Origin of the sequence: Pseudomonas farsensis (assembly GCF_014268805.2) — a bacterium.
GTDB classification, from domain to species: domain Bacteria; phylum Pseudomonadota; class Gammaproteobacteria; order Pseudomonadales; family Pseudomonadaceae; genus Aquipseudomonas; species Aquipseudomonas farsensis.
In genome coordinates, this window is the sequence record NZ_JABWRF020000004.1 from 135,540 (window position 1) to 156,068 (window position 20,529).

Annotated in this window: 15 protein-coding genes and 4 tRNA genes; 10 read left to right on the forward strand and 9 right to left on the reverse strand. The window is 62.4% G+C overall.

Annotated elements, in window-relative coordinates:
• Window positions 1–78: 78 nt before the first annotated feature.
• Window positions 79–1,167: a pyoverdine biosynthesis transaminase PtaA gene (ptaA, locus tag HU719_RS20445; RefSeq protein ID WP_186534992.1), complete on the reverse strand. Its 1,089-nt coding sequence runs from the start codon at window positions 1,165–1,167 to the stop codon at window positions 79–81.
• Window positions 1,168–1,350: 183 nt separating this feature from the next.
• Here ptaA and HU719_RS20450 point away from each other — a divergent pair, with 183 nt between their 5' ends.
• The gene (locus HU719_RS20450) at window positions 1,351–1,794 is read left to right on the forward strand and encodes a hypothetical protein (RefSeq protein WP_186534991.1); all 444 of its coding nucleotides are present in this window, start codon (window positions 1,351–1,353) and stop codon (window positions 1,792–1,794) included.
• 191 nt (window positions 1,795–1,985) lie between these two features.
• Here the strand turns inward: HU719_RS20450 and HU719_RS20455 are convergent, their stop codons facing one another.
• The 3 genes from HU719_RS20455 to HU719_RS20465 form a co-directional block, all read right to left on the reverse strand.
• Window positions 1,986–2,771, reverse strand: coding sequence for a sulfite exporter TauE/SafE family protein (locus HU719_RS20455; RefSeq protein ID WP_186521010.1), 786 nt, complete (start codon window positions 2,769–2,771; stop codon window positions 1,986–1,988).
• Window positions 2,772–2,912: 141 nt separating this feature from the next.
• Window positions 2,913–4,799, reverse strand: coding sequence for a methyl-accepting chemotaxis protein McpA (gene mcpA, locus HU719_RS20460; RefSeq protein WP_186537321.1), 1,887 nt, complete (start codon window positions 4,797–4,799; stop codon window positions 2,913–2,915).
• A 134-nt stretch (window positions 4,800–4,933) separates the two neighbouring features.
• Entirely contained in the window at window positions 4,934–5,821 is an 888-nt protein-coding gene (locus HU719_RS20465; RefSeq protein ID WP_186537322.1) for a LysR family transcriptional regulator, read from the reverse strand.
• Window positions 5,822–5,924: 103 nt separating this feature from the next.
• On the opposite strand from HU719_RS20465, the gene HU719_RS20470 reads away from it, so the two are divergent.
• On the forward strand, window positions 5,925–6,353 hold the full coding sequence (locus HU719_RS20470) for a PACE efflux transporter (RefSeq protein ID WP_186521007.1): 429 nt from the start codon (window positions 5,925–5,927) through the stop codon (window positions 6,351–6,353).
• A gap of 54 nt (window positions 6,354–6,407) precedes the next feature.
• Here HU719_RS20470 and HU719_RS20475 read toward each other — a convergent pair whose 3' ends face one another.
• The 5 genes from HU719_RS20475 to folD form a co-directional block, all read right to left on the reverse strand.
• Window positions 6,408–7,094, reverse strand: coding sequence for a GntR family transcriptional regulator (locus tag HU719_RS20475; RefSeq protein WP_186521006.1), 687 nt, complete (start codon window positions 7,092–7,094; stop codon window positions 6,408–6,410).
• Window positions 7,095–7,109: 15 nt separating this feature from the next.
• Window positions 7,110–7,811 carry an FCD domain-containing protein gene (locus HU719_RS20480; protein WP_186521005.1) on the reverse strand — a complete coding sequence of 234 codons (702 nt, stop codon included), beginning with the start codon at window positions 7,809–7,811 and terminating at the stop codon, window positions 7,110–7,112.
• A 73-nt stretch (window positions 7,812–7,884) separates the two neighbouring features.
• The gene (locus HU719_RS20485; RefSeq protein WP_186521004.1) at window positions 7,885–9,198 is read right to left on the reverse strand and encodes a C4-dicarboxylate transporter DctA; all 1,314 of its coding nucleotides are present in this window, start codon (window positions 9,196–9,198) and stop codon (window positions 7,885–7,887) included.
• Window positions 9,199–9,617: 419 nt separating this feature from the next.
• Window positions 9,618–14,453 carry a dermonecrotic toxin domain-containing protein gene (locus HU719_RS20490; protein WP_186537323.1) on the reverse strand — a complete coding sequence of 1,612 codons (4,836 nt, stop codon included), beginning with the start codon at window positions 14,451–14,453 and terminating at the stop codon, window positions 9,618–9,620.
• 147 nt (window positions 14,454–14,600) lie between these two features.
• The gene (gene folD, locus HU719_RS20495) at window positions 14,601–15,455 is read right to left on the reverse strand and encodes a bifunctional methylenetetrahydrofolate dehydrogenase/methenyltetrahydrofolate cyclohydrolase FolD (protein WP_186521003.1); all 855 of its coding nucleotides are present in this window, start codon (window positions 15,453–15,455) and stop codon (window positions 14,601–14,603) included.
• A gap of 231 nt (window positions 15,456–15,686) precedes the next feature.
• Between folD and HU719_RS20500 the strand changes: the two genes are divergently transcribed.
• The 8 genes from HU719_RS20500 to clpX all read left to right on the forward strand — a co-directional run bounded on the left by HU719_RS20500 (window position 15,687) and on the right by clpX (window position 20,407).
• A tRNA-Arg gene (locus HU719_RS20500) sits at window positions 15,687–15,763 on the forward strand.
• Window positions 15,764–15,797: 34 nt separating this feature from the next.
• Window positions 15,798–15,873: transfer RNA gene (locus HU719_RS20505), tRNA-His, on the forward strand.
• Window positions 15,874–15,928: 55 nt separating this feature from the next.
• Window positions 15,929–16,013 (forward strand) — tRNA-Leu (locus HU719_RS20510).
• A gap of 37 nt (window positions 16,014–16,050) precedes the next feature.
• Window positions 16,051–16,126, forward strand: a tRNA-His gene (locus tag HU719_RS20515).
• Between the two features lie 212 nt (window positions 16,127–16,338).
• Complete coding sequence (locus HU719_RS20520) at window positions 16,339–16,638, forward strand: DUF6388 family protein (RefSeq protein ID WP_186520035.1); 300 nt, start codon at window positions 16,339–16,341, stop codon at window positions 16,636–16,638.
• Between the two features lie 332 nt (window positions 16,639–16,970).
• Window positions 16,971–18,281, forward strand: a complete 1,311-nt coding sequence (gene tig, locus HU719_RS20525; RefSeq protein WP_186536068.1) for a trigger factor — start codon at window positions 16,971–16,973, stop codon at window positions 18,279–18,281.
• A 91-nt stretch (window positions 18,282–18,372) separates the two neighbouring features.
• Complete coding sequence (gene clpP / locus HU719_RS20530) at window positions 18,373–19,014, forward strand: ATP-dependent Clp endopeptidase proteolytic subunit ClpP (protein WP_186520033.1); 642 nt, start codon at window positions 18,373–18,375, stop codon at window positions 19,012–19,014.
• A 109-nt stretch (window positions 19,015–19,123) separates the two neighbouring features.
• On the forward strand, window positions 19,124–20,407 hold the full coding sequence (gene clpX / locus HU719_RS20535; RefSeq protein ID WP_186520032.1) for an ATP-dependent Clp protease ATP-binding subunit ClpX: 1,284 nt from the start codon (window positions 19,124–19,126) through the stop codon (window positions 20,405–20,407).
• Window positions 20,408–20,529 lie beyond the last annotated feature (122 nt).

Sequence of the window (20,529 nt, forward strand, 5' to 3'; positions counted from 1 at the left end):
AGGATTGTCTTGAATTTGCTGTAGAAGCCAGAAGGGCCGCAACGCGGCCCCTGTTTCAGTGGGTTTCAGTGATGGCCGTCAGCCGGCCGTAACTTTGGCAAACGCCTCGCGAAAACGCCGCATGTCGGCCTCATCACCCACGCTTACGCGCATCCAGTTTGGCCAGCTTGGCCACACCCTGCCCACGAGTACCTGCTCCTGGGCCAGGCGCTCTACCACCGGCTGTGCAGGGCCGCGCAGGTCAATCATGAAGCAGTTGGTCTGCGATGCCGTGCAGCGCCAGCCGCGCTCACCGAGCCAGGCAATGGTGTGGTCGCGCAGGCGGGCGTTGTCACGCTTGCGCTGCGGCGCAACCTGCGGGTCTTGCAGGCTGGCCAGTCCTGCCAGCAGGGTAGCGGCGGGGGCCACGTTATCGCCGTCGTACACCTCAAGTTTTTGCAGCAGCGGCGCCTGCCCGATGGCCAGGCCCAGGCGTGCGCCGGCCATGCCGTAGAGTTTGGAGAAGGTTTGCAGCACCAGCAGCTCGGGGTGCTCCTTGACCAGATCGACACAGCTTTGCGCGTCGCTGAAATGAATGTAGGCCTCATCGACCACCACCACGCTGCCTGCGGGCTTGTGCGAGAGCAGGCGTTCAATGTCGCGGCGCGGGGTGAGGGTGCCGGTGGGGTTGTTGGGGTTGCACAGGTAGATCATGCCGGGGTTGCTGTCGGCACCCAGCATGGCGTCGACGTCATGGGCGTGCTGCGGGTTCAGTGCGACGGCGCGCACTGCTGTGCCCCGGGCGTGTGCGGCGTCGCTCGGCGCTTCGTAGGAGGGTTCTGCCAGCACCAGGCTGCGCGGGCCGGTAAAGGCCATCACTGCATGCTGCAGCGCAAGTTTCGAGCCGCAGAATACCTGCACCTGGTCGGCTTGCAGGCCTTGCTGCTCGGCAAACAGGTCGATCAGCCGGTACTGCGCCTTGTACGGGTAGCGCCCGCTCTGCGCGATGCCGTCCTGCATTGCCTTGCGCGCGGCGGGGCATGGGCCCCAGGGGCTTTCGTTGAAATTGATTTGCACAGGGCCTGCATTGCGGGCCGCAGGCGGGGCCTCGCCGGCCCAGCTCAGTTGGCCGAGAAACGGCAGGGCTATGCCCAGGCCAACCAGCGAGCGACGTGAGAGATCGGTCATGCTGCAACTTCCTTGTTGTCGTTGGATTAAACAAGGAACGAGGCAGCGGCAAGCTGATTAAGGGTGGCAAAAAGCCGTTGCGTTGAGCGGCATGCAGTGAAGGGTTGAACTGTACGGCGTATCTGCAATCATTATCCGGCCCCCGGAGCGGGGTTTTTCCATTGATCGAACAGGAATCGCAGCATGATGCTTGCAGCAAAACGCAACTGGATGGCCCTGGCGCTGGGCCTTTTCATCAGCAGCCCATTGTTTGCAGCCGAGGCCGCACGGCCGGCGGTGGCGGACAAGGTAGACGCTTTCGAAGGTGAACGTGGAGTGCAGGTCTGGACGATGCGCGTCGGTGAGCGCTCGGCCAACGAGGCGCTGGTACAGATTGCTGGCGCCGATCACGATTGGGACAAGCGTATCCAGAAAATGCAGGTGGAGAAGACCGGCCGTGACGTGCGCTATGCCACCCAGGTGGACGGCAAGAAGTATGTCGTGCTGATCGTGCGTGGCAACTCGGGTGAACTCTATCTGCCAGGCCAGGACGGGGAAACCCCGCTGTACTACAGCGCGGGTCTGGCCCGCCAGAGCAACCCCGAGCACTTCCTGACCGATTACCTCGAGCAACAGTCCGCCAAGTAATCGGGCAGGACTATGGCCGTACACGAATGTGGCGGCTGGCGCGGTCGGTGCAGGAGCGGCCTTGTGTCGCGAAAGGGCTGCGCAGCAGCCCCGGCATTTTTTGCATTAAATCCGAGATATTGGGGCTGCTGCGCAGCCCTTTCGCGACACAAGGCCGCTCCTGCACTGCCGTGGAACCGGTAAGGGTTGGCTCAGAACGCCAGCTTGTACCCGATCAGCAGCAGCATCGCTGCCAGGCAAGGCCGCAGCACGCGGTCGGAGATGCGCCCGGTCAGGTGGCTACCCAGGTAGATCCCCGGCAACGACCCCAGCAGCAGGTAACCCAGCAGCGACCAGTCCATGTTGCCCATGCCGGCGTGGCCCAGGCCTGCGACCAGCGTCAGCGGTACCGCGTGGGCGATTTCGGTGCCCACCAGGCGGCGGGTGACCAGGAAGGGGTACAGCAAGAACAACGCGACGGTGCCCAGGGCGCCAGCGCCGATCGAGGTCAGGGTAACCATCACCCCCAGCACAACGCCTGTCACCACGGTGAGGGTGTTCAGGGTGCGGTCGCTGAGGTGGTAGTGGTCGCCGGCATGGCGGCTGGCGAAAGCTTGCAGGCGCGATTTGAACAGGATCGCCAGCGCAGTCAGGATCAGCACTACGGCCAGGCCTTGCTTGATGATTGCGTTCAGCGCCGAGGTATCGGTGTGCAGGGTGCTGAGAAACCACAGGGTCAGCGCCGCAGCCGGCACACTGCCGAGGGTCAGCCAGCCGGTGATCTTCCAATCGATGTTCTTGTTGCGCCCATGCACCCAGACGCCGCTGGCTTTGGTGATGGCTGCGTAGAGCAGGTCGGTGCCCACGGCAGTGGCGGGGCTGATGCCGAACCACAGCAGGATAGGGGTCATCAGCGAACCGCCGCCAACGCCGGTCATGCCGACGATGAAACCCACAACCAGCCCTGCAATGGTGAAACCGAAAGAACCTACATCCATACGCTACTCGACTGCCCAGCTTTGCCCGTTATCGGATGCAAGCAGCATATAGATTTTTTTATAGCCAAATAGACTTGTTCGTTATTAGGTTATAACCGGTCATGTCGGCATCGCGGGGCTGGCCCGCGATGCCGACCACGGTCAGATGCGGAAACTGCCGACCAGTTGTTTCAGGCGCCCGGCCTGCTGGCTCAGCGCATCGCAGTGGCGCAGCGTTTCGTTGAGGTTTTCCACCCCTTGCTGGTTGAGGGCATTGATCTGGGTGATGTCCAGGTTCAGGCTCTCGACCACGGCGGTCTGCTCTTCGGTGGCGGTGGCCACCGACTGGTTCATGCCGTCGATCTCGCCGATGCGCTGGGTAACGCTGGCCAGGCGTTCGCCGGCCTGGTTGGCAACCTGCACGGTTTGCTCGCTGGACACCTGGCTGGTGTTCATGGTGTGCACCGCCTCGCGCGAGCCCACTTGCAGGCTGGTGATCATGCGGTGAATCTCTTCAGCCGATTCCTGGGTGCGGTGGGCCAGGTTACGTACTTCATCGGCTACCACGGCGAACCCGCGGCCCGCTTCACCCGCGCGCGCGGCTTCAATGGCGGCGTTGAGCGCCAGCAAGTTGGTCTGCTGGGAAATACCCTTGATCACGTCGAGAATCTTGCCGATCTCGTCGGTGCTGGCATTGAGCGTTTCGATCTGTTGGCACGACTCGCTGATGCGCTGCGACAGGGCGGTCATGGAACTGATGGCCTGCTCGACCACGGTGCGGCCATCGTGGGCCTGGTCGCTGGCGCCGCTGGCGTGCTGCGAGGCATCGGCGGCGTTGCGGGCGATTTCCTGGGTAGCGGCGCCCAGTTCGTTGATCGCCGCGGCCACGCTGTTGGTGCGCATGCTCTGCTCTTCGGAGCCGGTAAGCGAGGCGTTGGATGCGCCTACGACTTTCTCGGAAAGGTCGTGCACCAGGCGGGTAGCCGAAGACACTTCGCTGATCGAGGCGTGAATACGCTCGACGAAGCGGTTGAATGAGCTGGCCAGTTCCCCGAATTCGTCGTTGTTCTGCACGGTCAGGCGGCGGGTCAGGTCGCCTTCACCTTCGGCGATGTCGCGCATGGCGCGGCCCATGGTGGTCAGAGGGCGCATCAGCACAGGGATCAGCAGGCCCAGCAGGCCGGCGATGGCAGCCACGGCCACGAGCATGGCAATAATGGCCGAGATACGGAACTGGCCGAGGGCTGCGTAGGCTTTGTCTTTATCGATCGACAGGCCGATGTACCACTTCGCTGAGGGCAGGCCTTTGACCGGGGCGAACGAGAGAATGCGTTCCTGGCCGTTCAAGGTTACATCCTGCAGGCCCGGCTCGATGCGCAGGGTGGTGCCTGGGTAGATGTCCTTGAGGTTTTTCATCACGTGGTCTTTGTCAGGGCTGACGATGACCTGGCCTTCGTGGTCGACCAGAAACGCATGGCCGATGCCGCCGAAGTCTACCGCGTTGAGAATCTCCACCAAGGTGTCCAGGCTCAGGTCGCCACCGACTACCCCGAGCAGTTCGCCGCCGCTGCGGGCCTTGACCGGGATGGCGATGGTGACCACCAGGCCACCGACCGACGCCTGGTAGGGCGGGGTCAGCAGGGTCTGGTTGGCGCTGACCGCCTGGGTGTACCACGGGCGCTGACGCGGGTCGTAGCCATCAGGCATCTTGGCGTCAGGGCGCTGGGTGAACAGGCCGGTGTTCTGGCCAAAATAAGTGAACTGGAAGTTGCTGGTCAGGGATGGTTGGTCAACCAACCCTGGTACGTTGCTGCCTGCTCCCTGCTGGCCGATATTCTGCGCGAGGTTTTCTAATACCAGAATGCGCCCGCTCATCCAGTTCTGCACGCTACTGGCTGTCTGCGCGCCTGCCTGGCGTACCGATGACTCGATATTCTGGCGGATGGTGTTGCGCTGCAGGTAGTCGTTGTAAAGCGTGAACAGGGCAAATGCCAGGACGACAACGCCGCAGGCACTGAGCAATATCTTGTGGCGGAATTTCAGGTTCATGTTTCGAGACCTTGGGCCAGAGGGTGGAGGGCGCCGCACACTTTTGGTGCGATGGGCAAACCCTGTCAACACGGTATCGGCGGCATCTGAAATTTGTTGATACACCGGCTGTCGCAATTTGTGACTGATATGCCCTAAATGTCACCCCGCTCGCACAGCAGCCTGACCAAGGCGCGCGCCGCCTGCCCAAGCGGCTGTTGTTTGCGCCAGAAAGCATGCACCGGAAGCTGCAATTCGTTGCGGGTATTGCCGAATTCCAGGCGCACCAGGCGGCCGTCTGCAATGAACGGGGCCACCCGCGACAAGGGTAAATCTCCCCAGCCCAGGCCAGCTTCGACCATTTGCACGGCCAGATCGAAGCTGTCGGTGCGCCAATGCGAGGTGCCGATCAGTGAGCGCGGGTCGCTCAGGGGCAGGTCGCGGCTGGCTATAAGTACCTGGCGTAAGCCAACCAGGTCCTCTAGATTGCGGATCCGCCCTTGGACAAGCGCCGGGTGCCCAGGCGACAAAATGGCCACCAGCGACTCCATGCCAACGTGCTGAAAGCTGCGCTGCGGGTCCACATGCAGGCCTGCAAAAGCCAGCGCCAAGGCGGCTCGGCCGCTGTCCAGCAGCTGCAATGCCTCTTCTTGGGGCGCTGCAAGCAGCTCGATATCCAGCAGCGGGTAGCGTTCGGCGAGGCGGCCGATGGCCGCAAGCAGCGGGCGCTGGTCGATGTCGGGCACGACGGCGATAGCCAGGCTGCTTTCAAGCCCTTGCGACAGCTCCAGGGCGTGCACTGCCAGCAAGCCCAGTTGCTCGGCTATCAAGCGAGCGTGTGGCTCAAGCGCCAGTGCCTGGGCGGTGGGCCGCACTTCCCGTGAGCCGCGCTCGAACAGGGCATAGCCCAGTTCGGCTTCAAGGTTGCCAATGGCCATGCTAATGGCTGAAGGCACCCGCCCCAATGCCCTGGCGGCGGCTGAAAACGAGCCTCGGTCGAGGACGGCAAGAAACAGTTCGATAGTGTCGCTGGACAGGTTCATGGCAAGTCTCCTTTCAGTAAATCTGAAAGCTGATGACTTTTTCTGTCAAGCGCATTGATGCAAGCTCGCCGCCTTTCGATGAACCTGTAGTAAAGGCAAACCCGTGCAAGGACTTAAACGCAAACTGGTCTACGTGACCTTCTATGAATTGATCGGCCTGTGCATGTCGACCTTGGGCCTGGCTTATTTGTCGGACACCCAGGCGTCGCACACCGGGCCCTTGGCGGTGATGATCACCACCATCGCCATGCTGTGGAACCTGATCTACAACACGTTGTTCGAGTACTGGGAGAGCCGCCAGGCCACGCGCGGTCGTAGCGTGGCGCGCCGGGTTGTGCATGCGGTGGGGTTTCAGCTGACCTTGGTGGTGTACCTGATCCCGCTGATTGCCTGGTGGCTGGGAATGACGTTGCTGGAGGCGCTGATGGTGGACCTGGCGTTCATCGTGCTGGTGCCGTGCTACACCTTTGCCTATAACTGGGCGTTTGACCGGGTGTTTGGCTTGCCAAGGTCGGCGCTGGCTGCGGCCTGAGGGGAGGGCACCGGCCTTGCGCCGCAAGGCGGCCCCTTTTTCAGCCAGGCCTGCTCAGCCCTGGCCCAGGTCAAGCTTGGCCTCGAGCCGATCAAGATGCTCATGCATCAACGCCAGCGCCGCCTCGCCGTTACCGCCCTCCACCGCATCGATGATCGCGGCATGTTCCTGCCAGGCGCAGTGCTCGCAGCACGGCGACTCGTAGCGGGCGATGATCAGCGAAGTCATTGGCACCAGGCCATTGAGAAAACGCGCCAGTGGCGCGTTGGCCGCCATTTGCGCAAGTTTCATGTGGAACTCACCGCCCAGGCGGATGGCCGTGCAGCGCTCGCCCTGTTCGTGGTGCTGGCGCTCGCGCTCGACCAATTGGCGCAACTGGCGGATCTGCGCTGGCCGGGCACGCTGCGTGGCCAGGCCAATCAACGTGGTTTCGGCCAGGCGCCGGGCGCTGAGCACCTGGCGGGCTTGCTGCGGGTCGGGGGCGGCCAAGTGTGCGGTGTGGCTTGGGCGCTGCACCACCACTTGCTGGTCGCAAAGGCGCCCGAGCACGCGGCGGATTACCGTGCGGCTGACGCCAAAGGCATTGCCCAGGGCTTGTTCAGGCAAGGCGCTGCCTGGTGGCAGACGCTGTTCGAGAATCGCGTCGAACAGCCGCGGGTAGATTTGCTCGGCCGACAGGCGGGTTTCGCCACTACCCAGCAGGGCAGGCAGGCGAAGGGCGGCTTGGGCGCTGGCGGTCATGGTCGCTCTCCTTTATTACGGGCCTGGGTGTTCGTCGGGAATATTCAGTGCGATGCCCATGCGCTCGCCTTCAGCGAGGATGTGGCGGCGCATCTGCAGGCTGGCCAACGCGCTGTTGCGCTCGCGGATGGCGCGCACCACCGCTTCGTTTTCGCGAAGCCGTGCTGCCAGGTGTTCGGGGGAATTGCGCAGCATGTCGGTGCTCTGCTTGAGGGCGTTGCCGGTCTGCTGTACCACGCTCTGGAAAATCGGGTTGGTGGTCAACGCGAACAAGGCTTCATGGAACGCAATGTAGGCATTGAACCCTGCTTCGCTGTCGGTGCTGTCCAAGGCTTCGCGCATGTCCATGAGGGTCAGGCGCAACTGGCCGATGTCCTGGCTGCCGGCCGATTGCGCGACCAGGCCGGCGATGAAGGGTTCGAGGGTGTAGCGCAGCTCCAGCACGTCGGCCAGGCTTGCCTGGGCCACCGTCTCCGGGGTTTGTGGGGGGGCAGCGTCGGCATCGAGCACCAGCACGCCTTTGCCGGGCATCGAACGCACCAGGCCCAGGGTTTCCAGCACGATTACCGCTTCGCGCAGGCTAGGTCGGCTGATACCCAACTGCTCGGCCAGCTCGCGCTGGCCGGGCAACATGTCGCCGCTGCGCCACTGGCCGCGGGCCAGGGCTTGGCGAAGTTTCTCCACCACTGAGTTGACTACGGTCGAAGAGCTGATCACGGGTCGCTCCTTGTTCGGCGCCGTCGGTTGTCGGGAAGTTGCCGGCCGACGCTTGGCGTCGGCCGGGCTTGGCTCAGAATTCCTGTTGATGGGCCGGGCCTTGTGGTTTGCGTGGCGCCGGGGCAAAGCCTGGCTTGTTGGCCAGCACGTTGTTGGCGCGCTCCAGGTCGATGTCTTTCTCCCAGCGGGCGATGGCCACGGTGGCCACGCAGTTGCCGATCAGGTTGGTCAGTGCGCGGCCAATACCCATGAACCAGTCGACTGCCAGCACCAGCACCAGGCCCACCACGGGGATCGCCGGCACTGCGGTCAGGGTCGCTGCCAGAATCACCAGCGCCGAGCCGGGGATGCCGTGGGCGCCTTTGGAAGTGACCAGCGACACCAGCAGGATGGTCAGCAGGTCGGTCATTGCCAGTGGGGTGCCGGTGGCGTTGGCGATGAACACGATTGCCAGCGTCAGGTAGATGGAGAAGCCGTCGAGGTTGAACGAGTAGCCGGTTGGAATTACCAGGCCCACGGTGGAGCTGCCGATGCCCAGATGCTCAAGCTTGCGCATGACCTGTGGCAGCACGGCATCCGACGAGGCGGTACCGAGCACGATGCTCAGCTCTTCACGCAGGTAGCGGATCAGCGGTAGCAGGCGCAGGCCAGAGATACGCATCACGGTGCCGAGGATGATCAGCACGAAGCCTGCGCAGGTCAGGTAGAACAGCGCCACCAGGCCGCCCAGATGCTGCAGCGACGACAGGCCATATTTGCTGGTGGTGAAGGCGATGGCACCGAATACGCCGATCGGTGCCAGGCGCACGATCATGCCCATGATGCGGAAGATCACATGGCTTAGTTCGTTGATCAGGCGCGAAATGCCCGAGGCCGATTCGCCCACCAGGTTCAACGCACTGCCGAACAGCACCGAGAACAGCAGCACTTGCAGGATGTTGTTGTCGGCAAAGGCGCCCACCACCGAGGTAGGGATCAGGTCCATGAGGAAGCCGGTGGTGCTATGGATGTGCGCGCCGCGGTCGGCCAGGGCGCCTGCGTCGGCGCTGGACAGTTGGTCGAGGTGAATGTTGGCGCCGGTACCGATGCCGCTGGTGAAGGCGAACACCAGACCGATCACCAGGGCCAGGGTGGTCAGCACTTCAAAGTAGATGACCGACTTCAGGCCGATGCGGCCGACCTTTTTCAGGTCGCCGGCACCAGAGATGCCGCTGACTACAACGCAGAACACGATCAGGCCGATCAGCATCTTGATCAGCTTGATGAAACCGTCACCGAGGGGTTTGAGTTGCAGGGAGAGTTCAGGAGCGCTCAGGCCGCAGACGACGCCTAAGGCGAGGCCGAGCACTACCTGGAGAAAGATCGAACGCGAACACCATTTGAGCATGGGAGGGATCTCTGGTCGGTGTCCTTGCCCCCCAGCCACACGGAGCGAAAGAGTGCAGGACTTAATTATTGTGGTCTTACCGGTTTGTTCACTGCGAGAGCCATAAAACTCCGAAATTTCTTACATTGCAAGATATTTTGGCCTTACCGGTCTGACCAGTTGTCGCGCGCTGATTTCCCCCCCCCAGCCGTTGGCCAAGCCTAAGGCTGGAGTCTGTATGAGGCTGCGCGGGTTCGTGTAGGAGCGGCCTTGTGCCGCGAAAGGGCTGCGCAGCGGCCCTCGGCGATAGTGGCGTGGAGCGCAAATCTTGGGGGGCGCTTCGCACCCCTTTCGCGGCACAAGCCGCTCCTGCAGGGGCCGTGCGAAGCCCGGCATCGGTGCCCTCACCGCTGGAGCCCAGCGGTGGGGGCAAGGCAACCTCAGGACGTAACCATCGCCTGCGCGGCCTGGTTATCCATCAACACGGTGGTAAGGGTCGCAACCAGCGTTCGCTCGGCATCGCGCCGGGCCCGCAGCATCACCCCGCCGACCCGGTCCAATGGGTTGGGTAGCATGTTGGCGTAGGGCTCTGCGGTAAGGTCATGCTGTTGCAAGATGCCATCGCTGCGCCAGCTCAGGCCGGGCACGTCGGCGACTTCGCTTTCCAATGCCGCCACCAGCGACTCAGGCACCGCTGGGCCGGTGTAGGGGCCGGTTGCGACCCCCGTGGTGGCGAGGGTGTCGAAGTACTCCGAGGCCGCCTCCCAGCTTTGCGCCTGTGCTTCGAACTCTTGCGGTGCCAGGCGGCGGAGCCAGGCCTGCCAGAAGCTCTGCTCTGCCGCCCACTGGCCGAGCCCCGCCAGGTTGGAGCTGGCCACGACGCCTTGGCTCAGGCGTTGCAAGGTGGCATCGCTCAGGCGAGCCAGGTACGCGAACATCATGCCGTCCGGCTGCGGCGGCAGGTGCAGCGACTGGCGCAGGTGGATGCGCGCATGCAAGGCCATTTCCAGTTCATCGAGCAGGTAATCCGGCTCGGTCAAGGACGTGTCGTCCAGGTCGTCGTCGGCGTGCAGCGGCGGGGCGGCAGCACGTGCGGCATCGTCGCTGGCGTCGGCCAGTGCGCGGCGCCGGGCCACGCGCGCCTGGTACAGCTCGCCGACACGGGCATCGAGCAGGCGCTGGCGATACAGGCAACCTGCTGTGCCTACCGCAGCGGCTTGGTCGGCATCCCCGGTGGCGGCCTGGCTGATGCCCTGCCACACCAGCACATCGGTTTCGATCTCGCTGAACAGCAGGCTGGCTTGGTCGACGCATTGCTGGCCGGCATCCTCGATCAGGTCGTTGATGTGTTGCATGACCTGGGCGCGGCCCCAAGGTGCCTGCGCCTCTTCAACGGCAAGCGTTTGCACCACTTGCTGCATGCGGGCCCTTACGCCCGTTGGGCTGCGGGCATAGTCTGCGGTGTCTGGCAGGCGCCGGAACAAATTATACAGCGGCTGCCAGGCAGGGGCCTGGGCCGTGGTCGTGAGGTGTTGGTGCAGTGACTGCGGCCATAGCTCGAGCGCCATGCCCCCGACTTCGGCCGGCGCGTTGAGCTGCAGGCCTGCACGCTCAAGGCGTTGCCAGGCTTCGGCGCTGAAGGGGTTGTCATTGAGGCTATAGGAAAAGTCCGCCTGGCCTTCGCGCACGCTTCGCGCGTAAGCCGATGCCTGCAAGTCGGGGGCATCGGTAATGTCGTTGCCGCTGAGGTCGAACCTGCGCATGTTCAGCGGTGTCTGGTCGAGCAGCGCCTCTAGCCCTGCGGGCCACTCGGCGATGCCGGTGTCTTCCAGGTCCAGCTGCTGCAAGTTTGTCCAGCCGGTCAGATCGGGCGCCAGCCCCAGCGGGTTTTCGTAGAGCGACAGAATTTCCAGCTGGTTGAGCCGCGCCAGTGCTGCCCGGGTCGCTTGGTTGAGGCTGATCTCGTTCTGGCCCAGGCTCAGGCCGCGCAGCGCCGGCCAGCGGGCCAGCGCTTCGAACTGCTCGACACTGAAATTCAGCGAGTTGAGGTCGGCTTGCAACGTGTCGAGCAGCGGCAAGGTTGCCAGGCGATCAAGCGCCGCGACGGGCAAGCCCTGAATGGCATCGGTCAAGTTGAGGCGCCTGAGACTGCGCAGGCGCACGATCACGCCCAGGTTGGAGTCATTGAGCTCTACAAAGTTTTCAGCAAGGTCCAGTGATTGCAGTTCATGCATCTCTGCAAGCGCCTCGGGGAGCACATGCAGGGTATTGTCCGCCAGGTCCAGGGCGCGCAGGCCTGGAAAAGCCTGCAAGAACGGTGCGAGCTCTGCGCCGGATGTGTCAGTCAGGCCGTTGAGCACCAACTGGCGCACGTGTGGCAGGCGCATGGGCAACCGGGGCAGGGCATCAAGCTGGTGCGCCTCGGCCATAAGGATCACATGGTCGAAGGTGCCGGTCGGGTCGTCGGGGTTTTCCCGGCGCCAGGCGCTGCGAATGCGCTGTGCCAAGCCTTCTCGGTTGCTGCGTCGAAGCTCCAGGGCGCCAAGGGCGACGCCTTCTGGGTCGTGGACCCAGCTCAGCAGGGCGCTGTCGAGCTGCTGGTATTCCTGGCGCAGTTGGTCAAGCAGGCGCGCGAATGCACCAGGCTCGCCACCTGCCTGGTGTCGCAGGCGCTGGCGCAGCAGTTCGCGGTCGCCCTCCGGGTTGGCCGGGAACAGCTGGTCGAACTGCTCGTCTGCCGTGAGGGCGCCATGCCCCCGGCCGCTCAAGCGGTAACCGATACGGCGCTCACCCGGCAGGCGGGTGGGCAGCCGGTACTGTGGGCGTACTGGTGCCATATGCAGGTCCAGGGCTGCCTTGCTGCGGTCGCTGGCTGCTTGCTCGAATAGGGCATCACGCAGTTCGGGCCCCTGATGAACCTGTACTTGCAGGGCGGTGCGCTCGCTGTCGGGCAGCGCCTGGAGTAGGGCGCGGTAGATATCATGTTCCCCGGACAGGGCTTCGCTCTGCTCGTCATACGGGACGTAGCTGTTGCCGTTGCGCACCAGTACCTTGGTCGGCAGCGTTTGTTCGCCCACCTCGGCCTTGAGCTCCCCTTTGAGCGTGCCTTCGCGCAGTTCCAGGCGGACTTCGCCGGCCCAGCCGGGCAGGCGTGCCAGGCTGTTAAACAGCAGGGTATCGCGGTCTGCTGCTGGGCCATCGTCATGGTAAAAACGTGCAAGTGCCCGGCTGATCCGCCCTTCGCGCAGGTGCAGGCGAGCGGTTTCGGCGATGCGTAGCGGCAGCCGGCCGGTGCGTTGCAACTGAGCAAGGTCCACGGGGCGGGCCTGGGCCAGTATCTCCCTGCGCGCGCGCAGGCTCAGCGATGGGAAGTCCTGCGCCAGTATGGCCGCCCCGGCTGGTTCCTGCTCCGCCAGGCCGGGCTCGATGCCGCCCAGCGCTTGCAGGCTATCGGCCAGCAGTGCCGGCAGTGGCTGGTGGTCTGCCGTTACCTTGCGCAGGGTTGCAGCATCGTAGCCGCTGCACCGCAGTGCTCGCTCAAGGGTGGCTTGATCCAGGCCTTCACTCAGCGGCCCCATGCGCTTCAGCAATTTTTCTGGCTGCCACGCGAGTGGGCGCTCGTGCTCCAGAAGCCAGGTGCCCTGGCCATTCCCCAGTAGCTTGGGGCGATGGCGCTGCCCGGCAACTTCGGCCAACTGCCAGGTGCCCTCTGGCGCTTGTTTGATCGGCGCGGCGCGGCCCTCGTGCAGCCACCAGCGCTCGTCCTCCCAGGTGTACAGCCCCTGGCCATCGGCGAGCGTCTGTGCGGGCCACGGCTGCGGCTGGGTAAAGGGCTTCAGCTCGCCGTGCCACAGTCTTTGCTGTTTGCCGCTGCCAGTCAGGTGCCAGTCGTGAAGAATGCCCTGGGGCTCGGCGAACTCTGCGGCGGCGCCCAAAGCGGCGAACTGCGCGAGGTTTTCGAACACATCGAACAAGTGTCCGATCGCAGCTTCGGCATCGCCTTCGTTGGCGGCGTGCACTCCTTCAAGAAACTCGTCGACCAGTTGCGCGCCGCCGGTAATCAACAGCGCCTCACCCAGCCCCGGTACGAACAGCCCGGCGACATTGAGCACCGTCAGCCCCACGCCCAGCCAACCTTCGATCCGTGCCAACTGGGCGGCGGCGTCGCGCTGGGCAACGGGTACCGCCAACGTGGCGGCATCTTGCAGGCGGCGTTCAACCTGTACCCTCGCGCTTTCGATGAATGCATCCTTGCGCCATGGAGTGGCGGTGATCTCCAGCAGGGCATTTTTGTCCAAGGTCTCCTGCCACAAGTCGGTAGGTGCTGGGAACGCGCGCTTGAGCCAGTGGATGTGCTCGCCGCGCTCAAGCACCGGTGGGGAGGGTTGCAGGGTGGCGTAGGGGTAGCTGGGGTAGAGGTTGGCACGCAGGCGCTCGGCAATGTGCGGCTGGTCGGCGTGGGCAATATAGCGGTTGAAGAACTCGCGCTCCGACTGCTCCCACAGCATGTCTGTCAGCGCGCGTGCCAAGGCCTGGCGGTTGGGGTACTGCCGAAGAGGCTGGCGCGGATGCCCGGGTAGGTACAGCAGGCATTCGGGGGTGTCTGCCTGGTCCAGTTGGATAATCATCGGGCCGCTCAGTGGCTTGCCATACAAACTCACGAAGCTGCATTGCAGTTGCTCCTGTGCGCTTGGGGCAAGGCCTGCCAGTACGGTATCAGCCAGCGTCTGACCGCGCGCCTCCAGGTGCCCCTGCAGGCGCGCCAGCAGCACATCGGCGCCGAAAGCGGTGCGGATTTGCTGGTGCAGCAGTTCTCGAAATGCGTCGGTATCGAGGTGGTCGGCCAGGTGATCGCGGTAGCGCTGGCCGAGGTTCAGGTTGCGTATGCCGCTGACGAAGGTCTTGGCGTCCTCAGCCGAGCGCTGCGTCCCACCGTTGCTGTCGTACAGCGTGATGGTGGCGTCTTCATCGAAGTTCTGCAGGGCTGCTTCGAACCAGCTGCGGGTTTGCGCACCTTCGGCGACTTGGCCCAGGTCGATGCCTGGCACAGGCACTTCTGGGTACCAGCGCGGCAACACCTCTTCGAGCAGCGGGCGGCAGTAGGCGTCGATGCCTTGCACGGGTTCAAGGGCTTCTCTCAAGCGGCGCATAGCGGCGTGGCTGCGTATGATGCGGCGCTTGAGGTCCTGGCGCTGCCCAGCGTTGGCGCTGGCAAGCCACTCAGGTAGGCGTTTGTGGATGAAGGCGAGGTGAGGGGAAAGCGGGGAGGGGGTCATCGCTGCAGCTCCTGAAGGTAGGGGCAGCGACGTTATCGGTATGTGGATGGCGTGCCGAAATGCATAGTTGCCACCCGGTAGCGGCTTTGTCGCAGGCAAAAAAAACGGCACCTGCCGAGGTGCCGTTTTCACAAGCAGCCGGTGTGCTTACTGGTGCAGCTCTTCAGCAGCGTACAGCGTGTTTTCCAGCAGGCAGGCGCGGGTCATCGGGCCAACGCCGCCGGGTACAGGCGTGATCCAGCCGGCGCGGGGCAGGGCGGTCTCGTAGACCACGTCGCCGACCAGCTTGCCGTCTTCCTGGCGGTTGATGCCAACGTCGATGACGATGGCGCCTTCCTTGACCCATTCACCCTTGACCAGCCCCGGCTTGCCAGCTGCGACCACCAGCAGGTCGGCGCGGCCAACGTGGCCGGCGAGGTCCTGGGTGAAGCGGTGGCAAACGGTGACGGTACAGCCGGCCAGCAGCAGTTCCATGGCCATGGGGCGGCCGACGATGTTGGATGCGCCGACGATCACGGCGTTCATGCCGTACAAGTCCTGGCCAGTGCTTTCCAGCAGGGTGATGATGCCCTTCGGGGTGCACGGGCGCAGCAGCGGGATGCGTTGCGCCAGGCGGCCGATGTTGTAGGGGTGGAAGCCGTCTACGTCTTTGTCCGGGCGGATGCGTTCGAGCAGCAGCGAGGCATCAAGGTGCGCCGGCAGCGGCAGTTGCAGCAGAATGCCGTCGACTGCCGGGTCGTCATTGAGACGGTCGATAAGGTCGGTCAAGGCTTGCTGCGTGGTATCGCTGGGCAGGTCGAACGCTTGCGAGATGAACCCGACTTCTTCGCAGTCCTTGCGCTTGTGCGAGACATAGACTTGGGAGGCCGGGTCGGTGCCGACCAGGATCACAGCCAGGCCAGGGGTGCGAAGGCCTTGCTGGCGGCGCTCGGCGACACGTTGGGCGATCTGCTTGCGCAGGTTGGCGGCGATCGCCTTGCCATCGATAAGGTGTGCAGTCATAGACGCGTGATTAACCATCGAGAAGTAAACATGAAGAAGCGCGCATTCTCGCACGACACGGCGCATGGGCAAAGGCGCGTGGTCGGGCAAATCTTCTAACCCCTTCAATAATTTAAATATTTTATAGAAAGGTGTTGACGAGGGCAGGGGGCGTCTATAAGATTCGCCGCACTTGTCGGGCACTGCCTGGCACGGGTTGGCAAAGTTGGTTTGCTCCAGCTGTACGCTTAAGCGCCCGTAGCTCAGCTGGATAGAGCATCCGCCTTCTAAGCGGATGGTCGCAGGTTCGAGTCCTGCCGGGTGCGCCATTAGGCCTGGGCAAGTAAGTAATATCGCAATATGGTGGGCGTAGCTCAGTTGGTAGAGCGCTGGATTGTGATTCCAGTTGTCGTGGGTTCGATTCCCATCGTCCACCCCAGATTTTGCAGAGGCGCCTCGATTGAACGATCTGGCGCCTTTGTTTTAAGTGTTATGCGGACGTGGTGAAATTGGTAGACACACTGGATTTAGGTTCCAGCGGCGCAAGCTGTAAGAGTTCGAGTCTCTTCGTCCGCACCATGTTTCTGTAAGGTTGTAAACGTAGCACCGCACTATGGTGGGCGTAGCTCAGTTGGTAGAGCGCTGGATTGTGATTCCAGTTGTCGTGGGTTCGATTCCCATCGTCCACCCCATATTTTCGAAGGCGCCTTGACCGTATGGTCGGGCGCCTTTGTTTTTTCTGTGTTGCGAAAATGCCGCTGCTAGCGGCATTTTTCGTTTTTGTCCGCTATTAATGTGCTGGGCGTCCCGGCTGTCGTCGCCCTCTGGTTGCGGCTCGATGAAAGCTGATAGATTTCAGGCGGTTGAATGTCTGGCTGTTCAGGTTGGCAGAGGATAACTGTTGATGATTGCAAAAGAAGCGCGCCAGGCACTGGCGCTGCAGCGTTTCGCTGAGCAGAACCCGCAGATGCTCGAGGAGATCCGTGAACTGGACGCCCGCGAGCAAGCCCAGCAGATCGAGTGGGCGTTCCAGGATGCTGCCGAGGGGCAGGGCCTGCAGCCTTGGGAATATGCGCTGCAGTTGATTGCCGAGTCGCCGGAGCAGTTGCAGGCCATGCGCCTGGAAACCCATCGCGAAGTGGCTGAAGCGTTGGGGCTGGCGTGGGAAGAATACTGCCAGTTCAATGAGATTGAACCGGAGTAAGGGGCGTGGCGCAGGGTTATCGCTACACCTGCGCAGCCATTTATGCGATTCCCTCGGCGATCCCCCTTGAAATCGCTGAAAATAATCCCATATCCCCGCTAGCTGTCGTTTGTTTGACAAGGTTTTACAACCGCGGGGCATTCACGCGGCCGCGCGGCCATTGTTCGAGCAGGCTCGACGCCACAGGGCGCGGGCCTTTCAGGGAAAACGACCGGCGTAGTTCGATGACCATCCGGGTGGGGTGACTTCTGGTGCGTGAGTCACTAGAATGCTCGCCCTTGATTCTGGAGTCGGGCTATCGCCGGCTAACGTCTGTGCAACGAGGAATATCCATGCAAGTTTCTGTTGAAAACACTTCCGCTCTCGAGCGCCGCATGACCATCGCCGTTCCGGCCGAGCGCGTCGAGAACGAAGTCAACAAGCGTCTGCAGCAGACTGCCAAGCGCGCCAAGGTTGCCGGCTTCCGTCCGGGCAAGGTGCCAATGAGCGTTATCCGTCAGCGCTTCGAAGCTGATGCCCGTCAGGAAGTGTTCGGTGACCTGGTTCAATCGTCCTTCTACGAAGCCATCGTCGAGCAGAAGCTGAACCCGGCTGGCGCTCCTGCCGTTGAGCCAAAATCGTTCGAAAAAGGCGGCGATCTTGAGTTCGTTGCCATCTTCGAAGTGTTCCCGGAGTTCACCGTTGCTGGTTTCGAGTCGATCGCCGTCGAGCGCCTGAGCGCCGAAGTGGCTGATGCTGACCTTGACAACATGCTCGAAGTGCTGCGCAAGCAGAACACCCGTTTCGAAGCCGTCGAGCGCGCCGCGCAGAACGACGACCAGGTCAACATCGATTTCGTCGGCAAGGTCGACGGTGAAGCCTTCGCTGGCGGTTCGGCCAAGGGCACCCAGCTGGTTCTGGGTTCCGGCCGCATGATCCCTGGCTTCGAAGATGGCCTGGTTGGCGCCAAAGCCGGTGAAGAGCGCGTTGTCAACGTGACCTTCCCTGAGGACTACCAGAACCTTGACCTGGCTGGCAAAGCCGCTGAGTTCACCATCACCGTCAACAGCGTTTCGGCCCCTGTGCTGCCTGAGCTGAACGAAGAGTTCTTCGCTCAGTTCGGCATCAAGGAAACCACGCTGGAAGGCTTCCGCGCCGAAGTTCGCAAGAACATGGAGCGCGAGCTGCGCCAGGCCATCAAGGCCAAGGTCAAGAACCAGGTAATGGACGGTCTGCTGGCCGCCAACCCGATCGAAGTGCCGAAAGCGCTGCTGGAAAACGAAGTCAACCGTCTGCGCGTTCAGGCGGTTCAGCAGTTCGGTGGCAACATCAAGCCTGATCAACTGCCGGTCGAGCTGTTCGAAGAGCAAGCCAAGCGCCGCGTCGTGCTGGGCCTGGTCGTCGCTGAAGTGGTCAAGCAGTTCGACCTGAAGCCTGACGAGGCTGAAGTTCGCAAGGTGATCGAAGAAATGGCTTCGGCTTACCAAGAGCCAGAGCAGGTCATCGCTTGGTACTACAAGAACGACCAGCAAATGAACGAAGTCCGTTCGGTTGTACTGGAAGAACAAGTTGTAGATACTGTTCTGCAGAAAGCGACTGTGACAGACAAGTCGGTTTCGTACGAAGAAGCAGTCAAACCAGCACAGGCTCCTGCCGCTGAGTAACTGGCTTCTCTCGTAAGAAACCTCCACAAGCCAGCCTTCGCGCTGGCTTGTGCGTATTCAAGCCATGACTATTTGGGAGTGAGCGCAGGACATGTCCCGCAATTCTTATATTCAGCAGAGCTCTGACATCCAGGCCGCAGGCGGCCTGGTCCCGATGGTTATCGAGCAGTCCGCCCGTGGCGAACGTGCCTACGACATCTATTCTCGCCTCCTCAAGGAGCGCGTGATTTTCCTGGTCGGCCCGGTAGAAGACTACATGGCCAACCTGGTGGTGGCGCAGATGCTGTTCCTCGAGGCGGAAAACCCGGATAAGGATATCCATCTTTACATCAACTCCCCGGGTGGCTCGGTGACCGCTGGTATGTCGATCTACGACACCATGCAGTTCATCAAACCGGACGTCTCGACCATCTGTATTGGTCAGGCGTGCAGCATGGGCGCCTTCCTGTTGGCGGCCGGTGCTGCCGGCAAGCGTCACTGCCTGCCGAACTCGCGGGTGATGATTCACCAGCCGTTGGGCGGCTTCCAGGGCCAGGCGACCGATATCGAGATCCACGCCCAGGAAATCCTCAACATCAAGGCGCGCCTGAACGAGCTGCTGGCCCACCACACCGGCCAGGATCTGGAAACCATCAAGCGCGACACCGAGCGTGACAATTTCATGAGCGCCAAGCGCGCGGCCGAGTATGGCCTGATCGACTCGGTTTACGACAAGCGGCAACTGGCATCCTGAAGCAATACGCCAGAGCGGGCAGGTGCATGACGCGCCTGCCCGCGGGCCTTGAAAAAGCCCGCGATTGCCTTCATCTTGTGTTTCAAGCCTACCGGATTGGATCGATCGAATGACTGACACCCGTAACGGCGAGGACAGCGGCAAATTGCTCTATTGCTCCTTCTGCGGCAAAAGCCAGCACGAAGTGCGCAAGTTGATTGCCGGCCCCTCGGTATTTATCTGCGACGAGTGCGTCGACCTGTGCAACGACATCATCCGTGAGGAGGTGCAGGAAGCCCAGGCCGAGAGCAGCGCGCATAAGCTACCTTCGCCGAAAGAAATCAGCACAATCCTGGACCAGTACGTCATTGGTCAGGAGCGCGCGAAAAAGGTGCTTGCCGTAGCGGTGTACAACCACTACAAGCGCCTCAATCAGCGTGACAAGAAGGGCGATGAGGTCGAACTCGGCAAGAGCAACATCCTGCTGATCGGGCCTACTGGCTCGGGTAAGACCCTGCTCGCCGAAACCCTTGCACGCCTGTTGAACGTTCCGTTCACCATCGCCGACGCCACCACCCTGACCGAAGCCGGTTACGTGGGTGAGGACGTCGAGAACATCATTCAGAAGCTGCTGCAGAAGTGCGACTACGACGTGGAGAAGGCCCAGATGGGCATTGTCTACATCGACGAAATCGACAAGATTTCGCGCAAGTCGGACAACCCGTCGATTACCCGTGATGTTTCGGGTGAAGGCGTGCAGCAGGCGCTGTTGAAGCTGATCGAAGGCACCGTGGCTTCCGTGCCGCCCCAGGGCGGTCGCAAGCACCCGCAACAGGAATTCCTGCAGGTTGATACCCGCAATATTCTGTTCATCTGCGGTGGCGCTTTCTCCGGCCTCGAAAAGGTCATCCAGAACCGCTCCACCCGTGGTGGTATCGGTTTCGGTGCCGAAGTGCGCAGCAAGGAAGAAGGCAAGAAGGTTGGCGAATCGCTGCGCGAAGTCGAGCCGGACGATCTGGTCAAGTTTGGCCTGATCCCCGAGTTCGTCGGTCGTCTGCCGGTGCTGGCAACCCTCGATGAGCTCGATGAGGCTGCGCTGATGCAGATCCTCACCGAGCCGAAAAACGCCCTGACCAAGCAGTATGCCAAGCTGTTCGAGATGGAAAGCGTCGACCTTGAGTTCCGCACTGATGCGCTCAAGGCCGTTGCTCGCAAAGCCCTGGAGCGCAAAACCGGCGCCCGTGGCCTGCGTTCCATCCTTGAGGGTGTATTGCTCGACACCATGTACGAAATTCCTTCGCAGAAGGAAGTCAGCAAGGTGGTCATTGACGAGAGCGTCATTGAGGGCACCTCGCAGCCGCTGTTGATCTACGAGAACAGCGAGCCGCAAGCCAAGGCCGCCCCCGACGCCTGATCGGGCAGGGGTAGCCAGTCAGAAAGGGGCCTTCGGGTCCCTTTTTGCATTTCATGGCCACGGCGCTTGTAATTTCAAAGGGCTGCCCCCACATTAGCCCTCAAGCACCATTTCCACAGGAT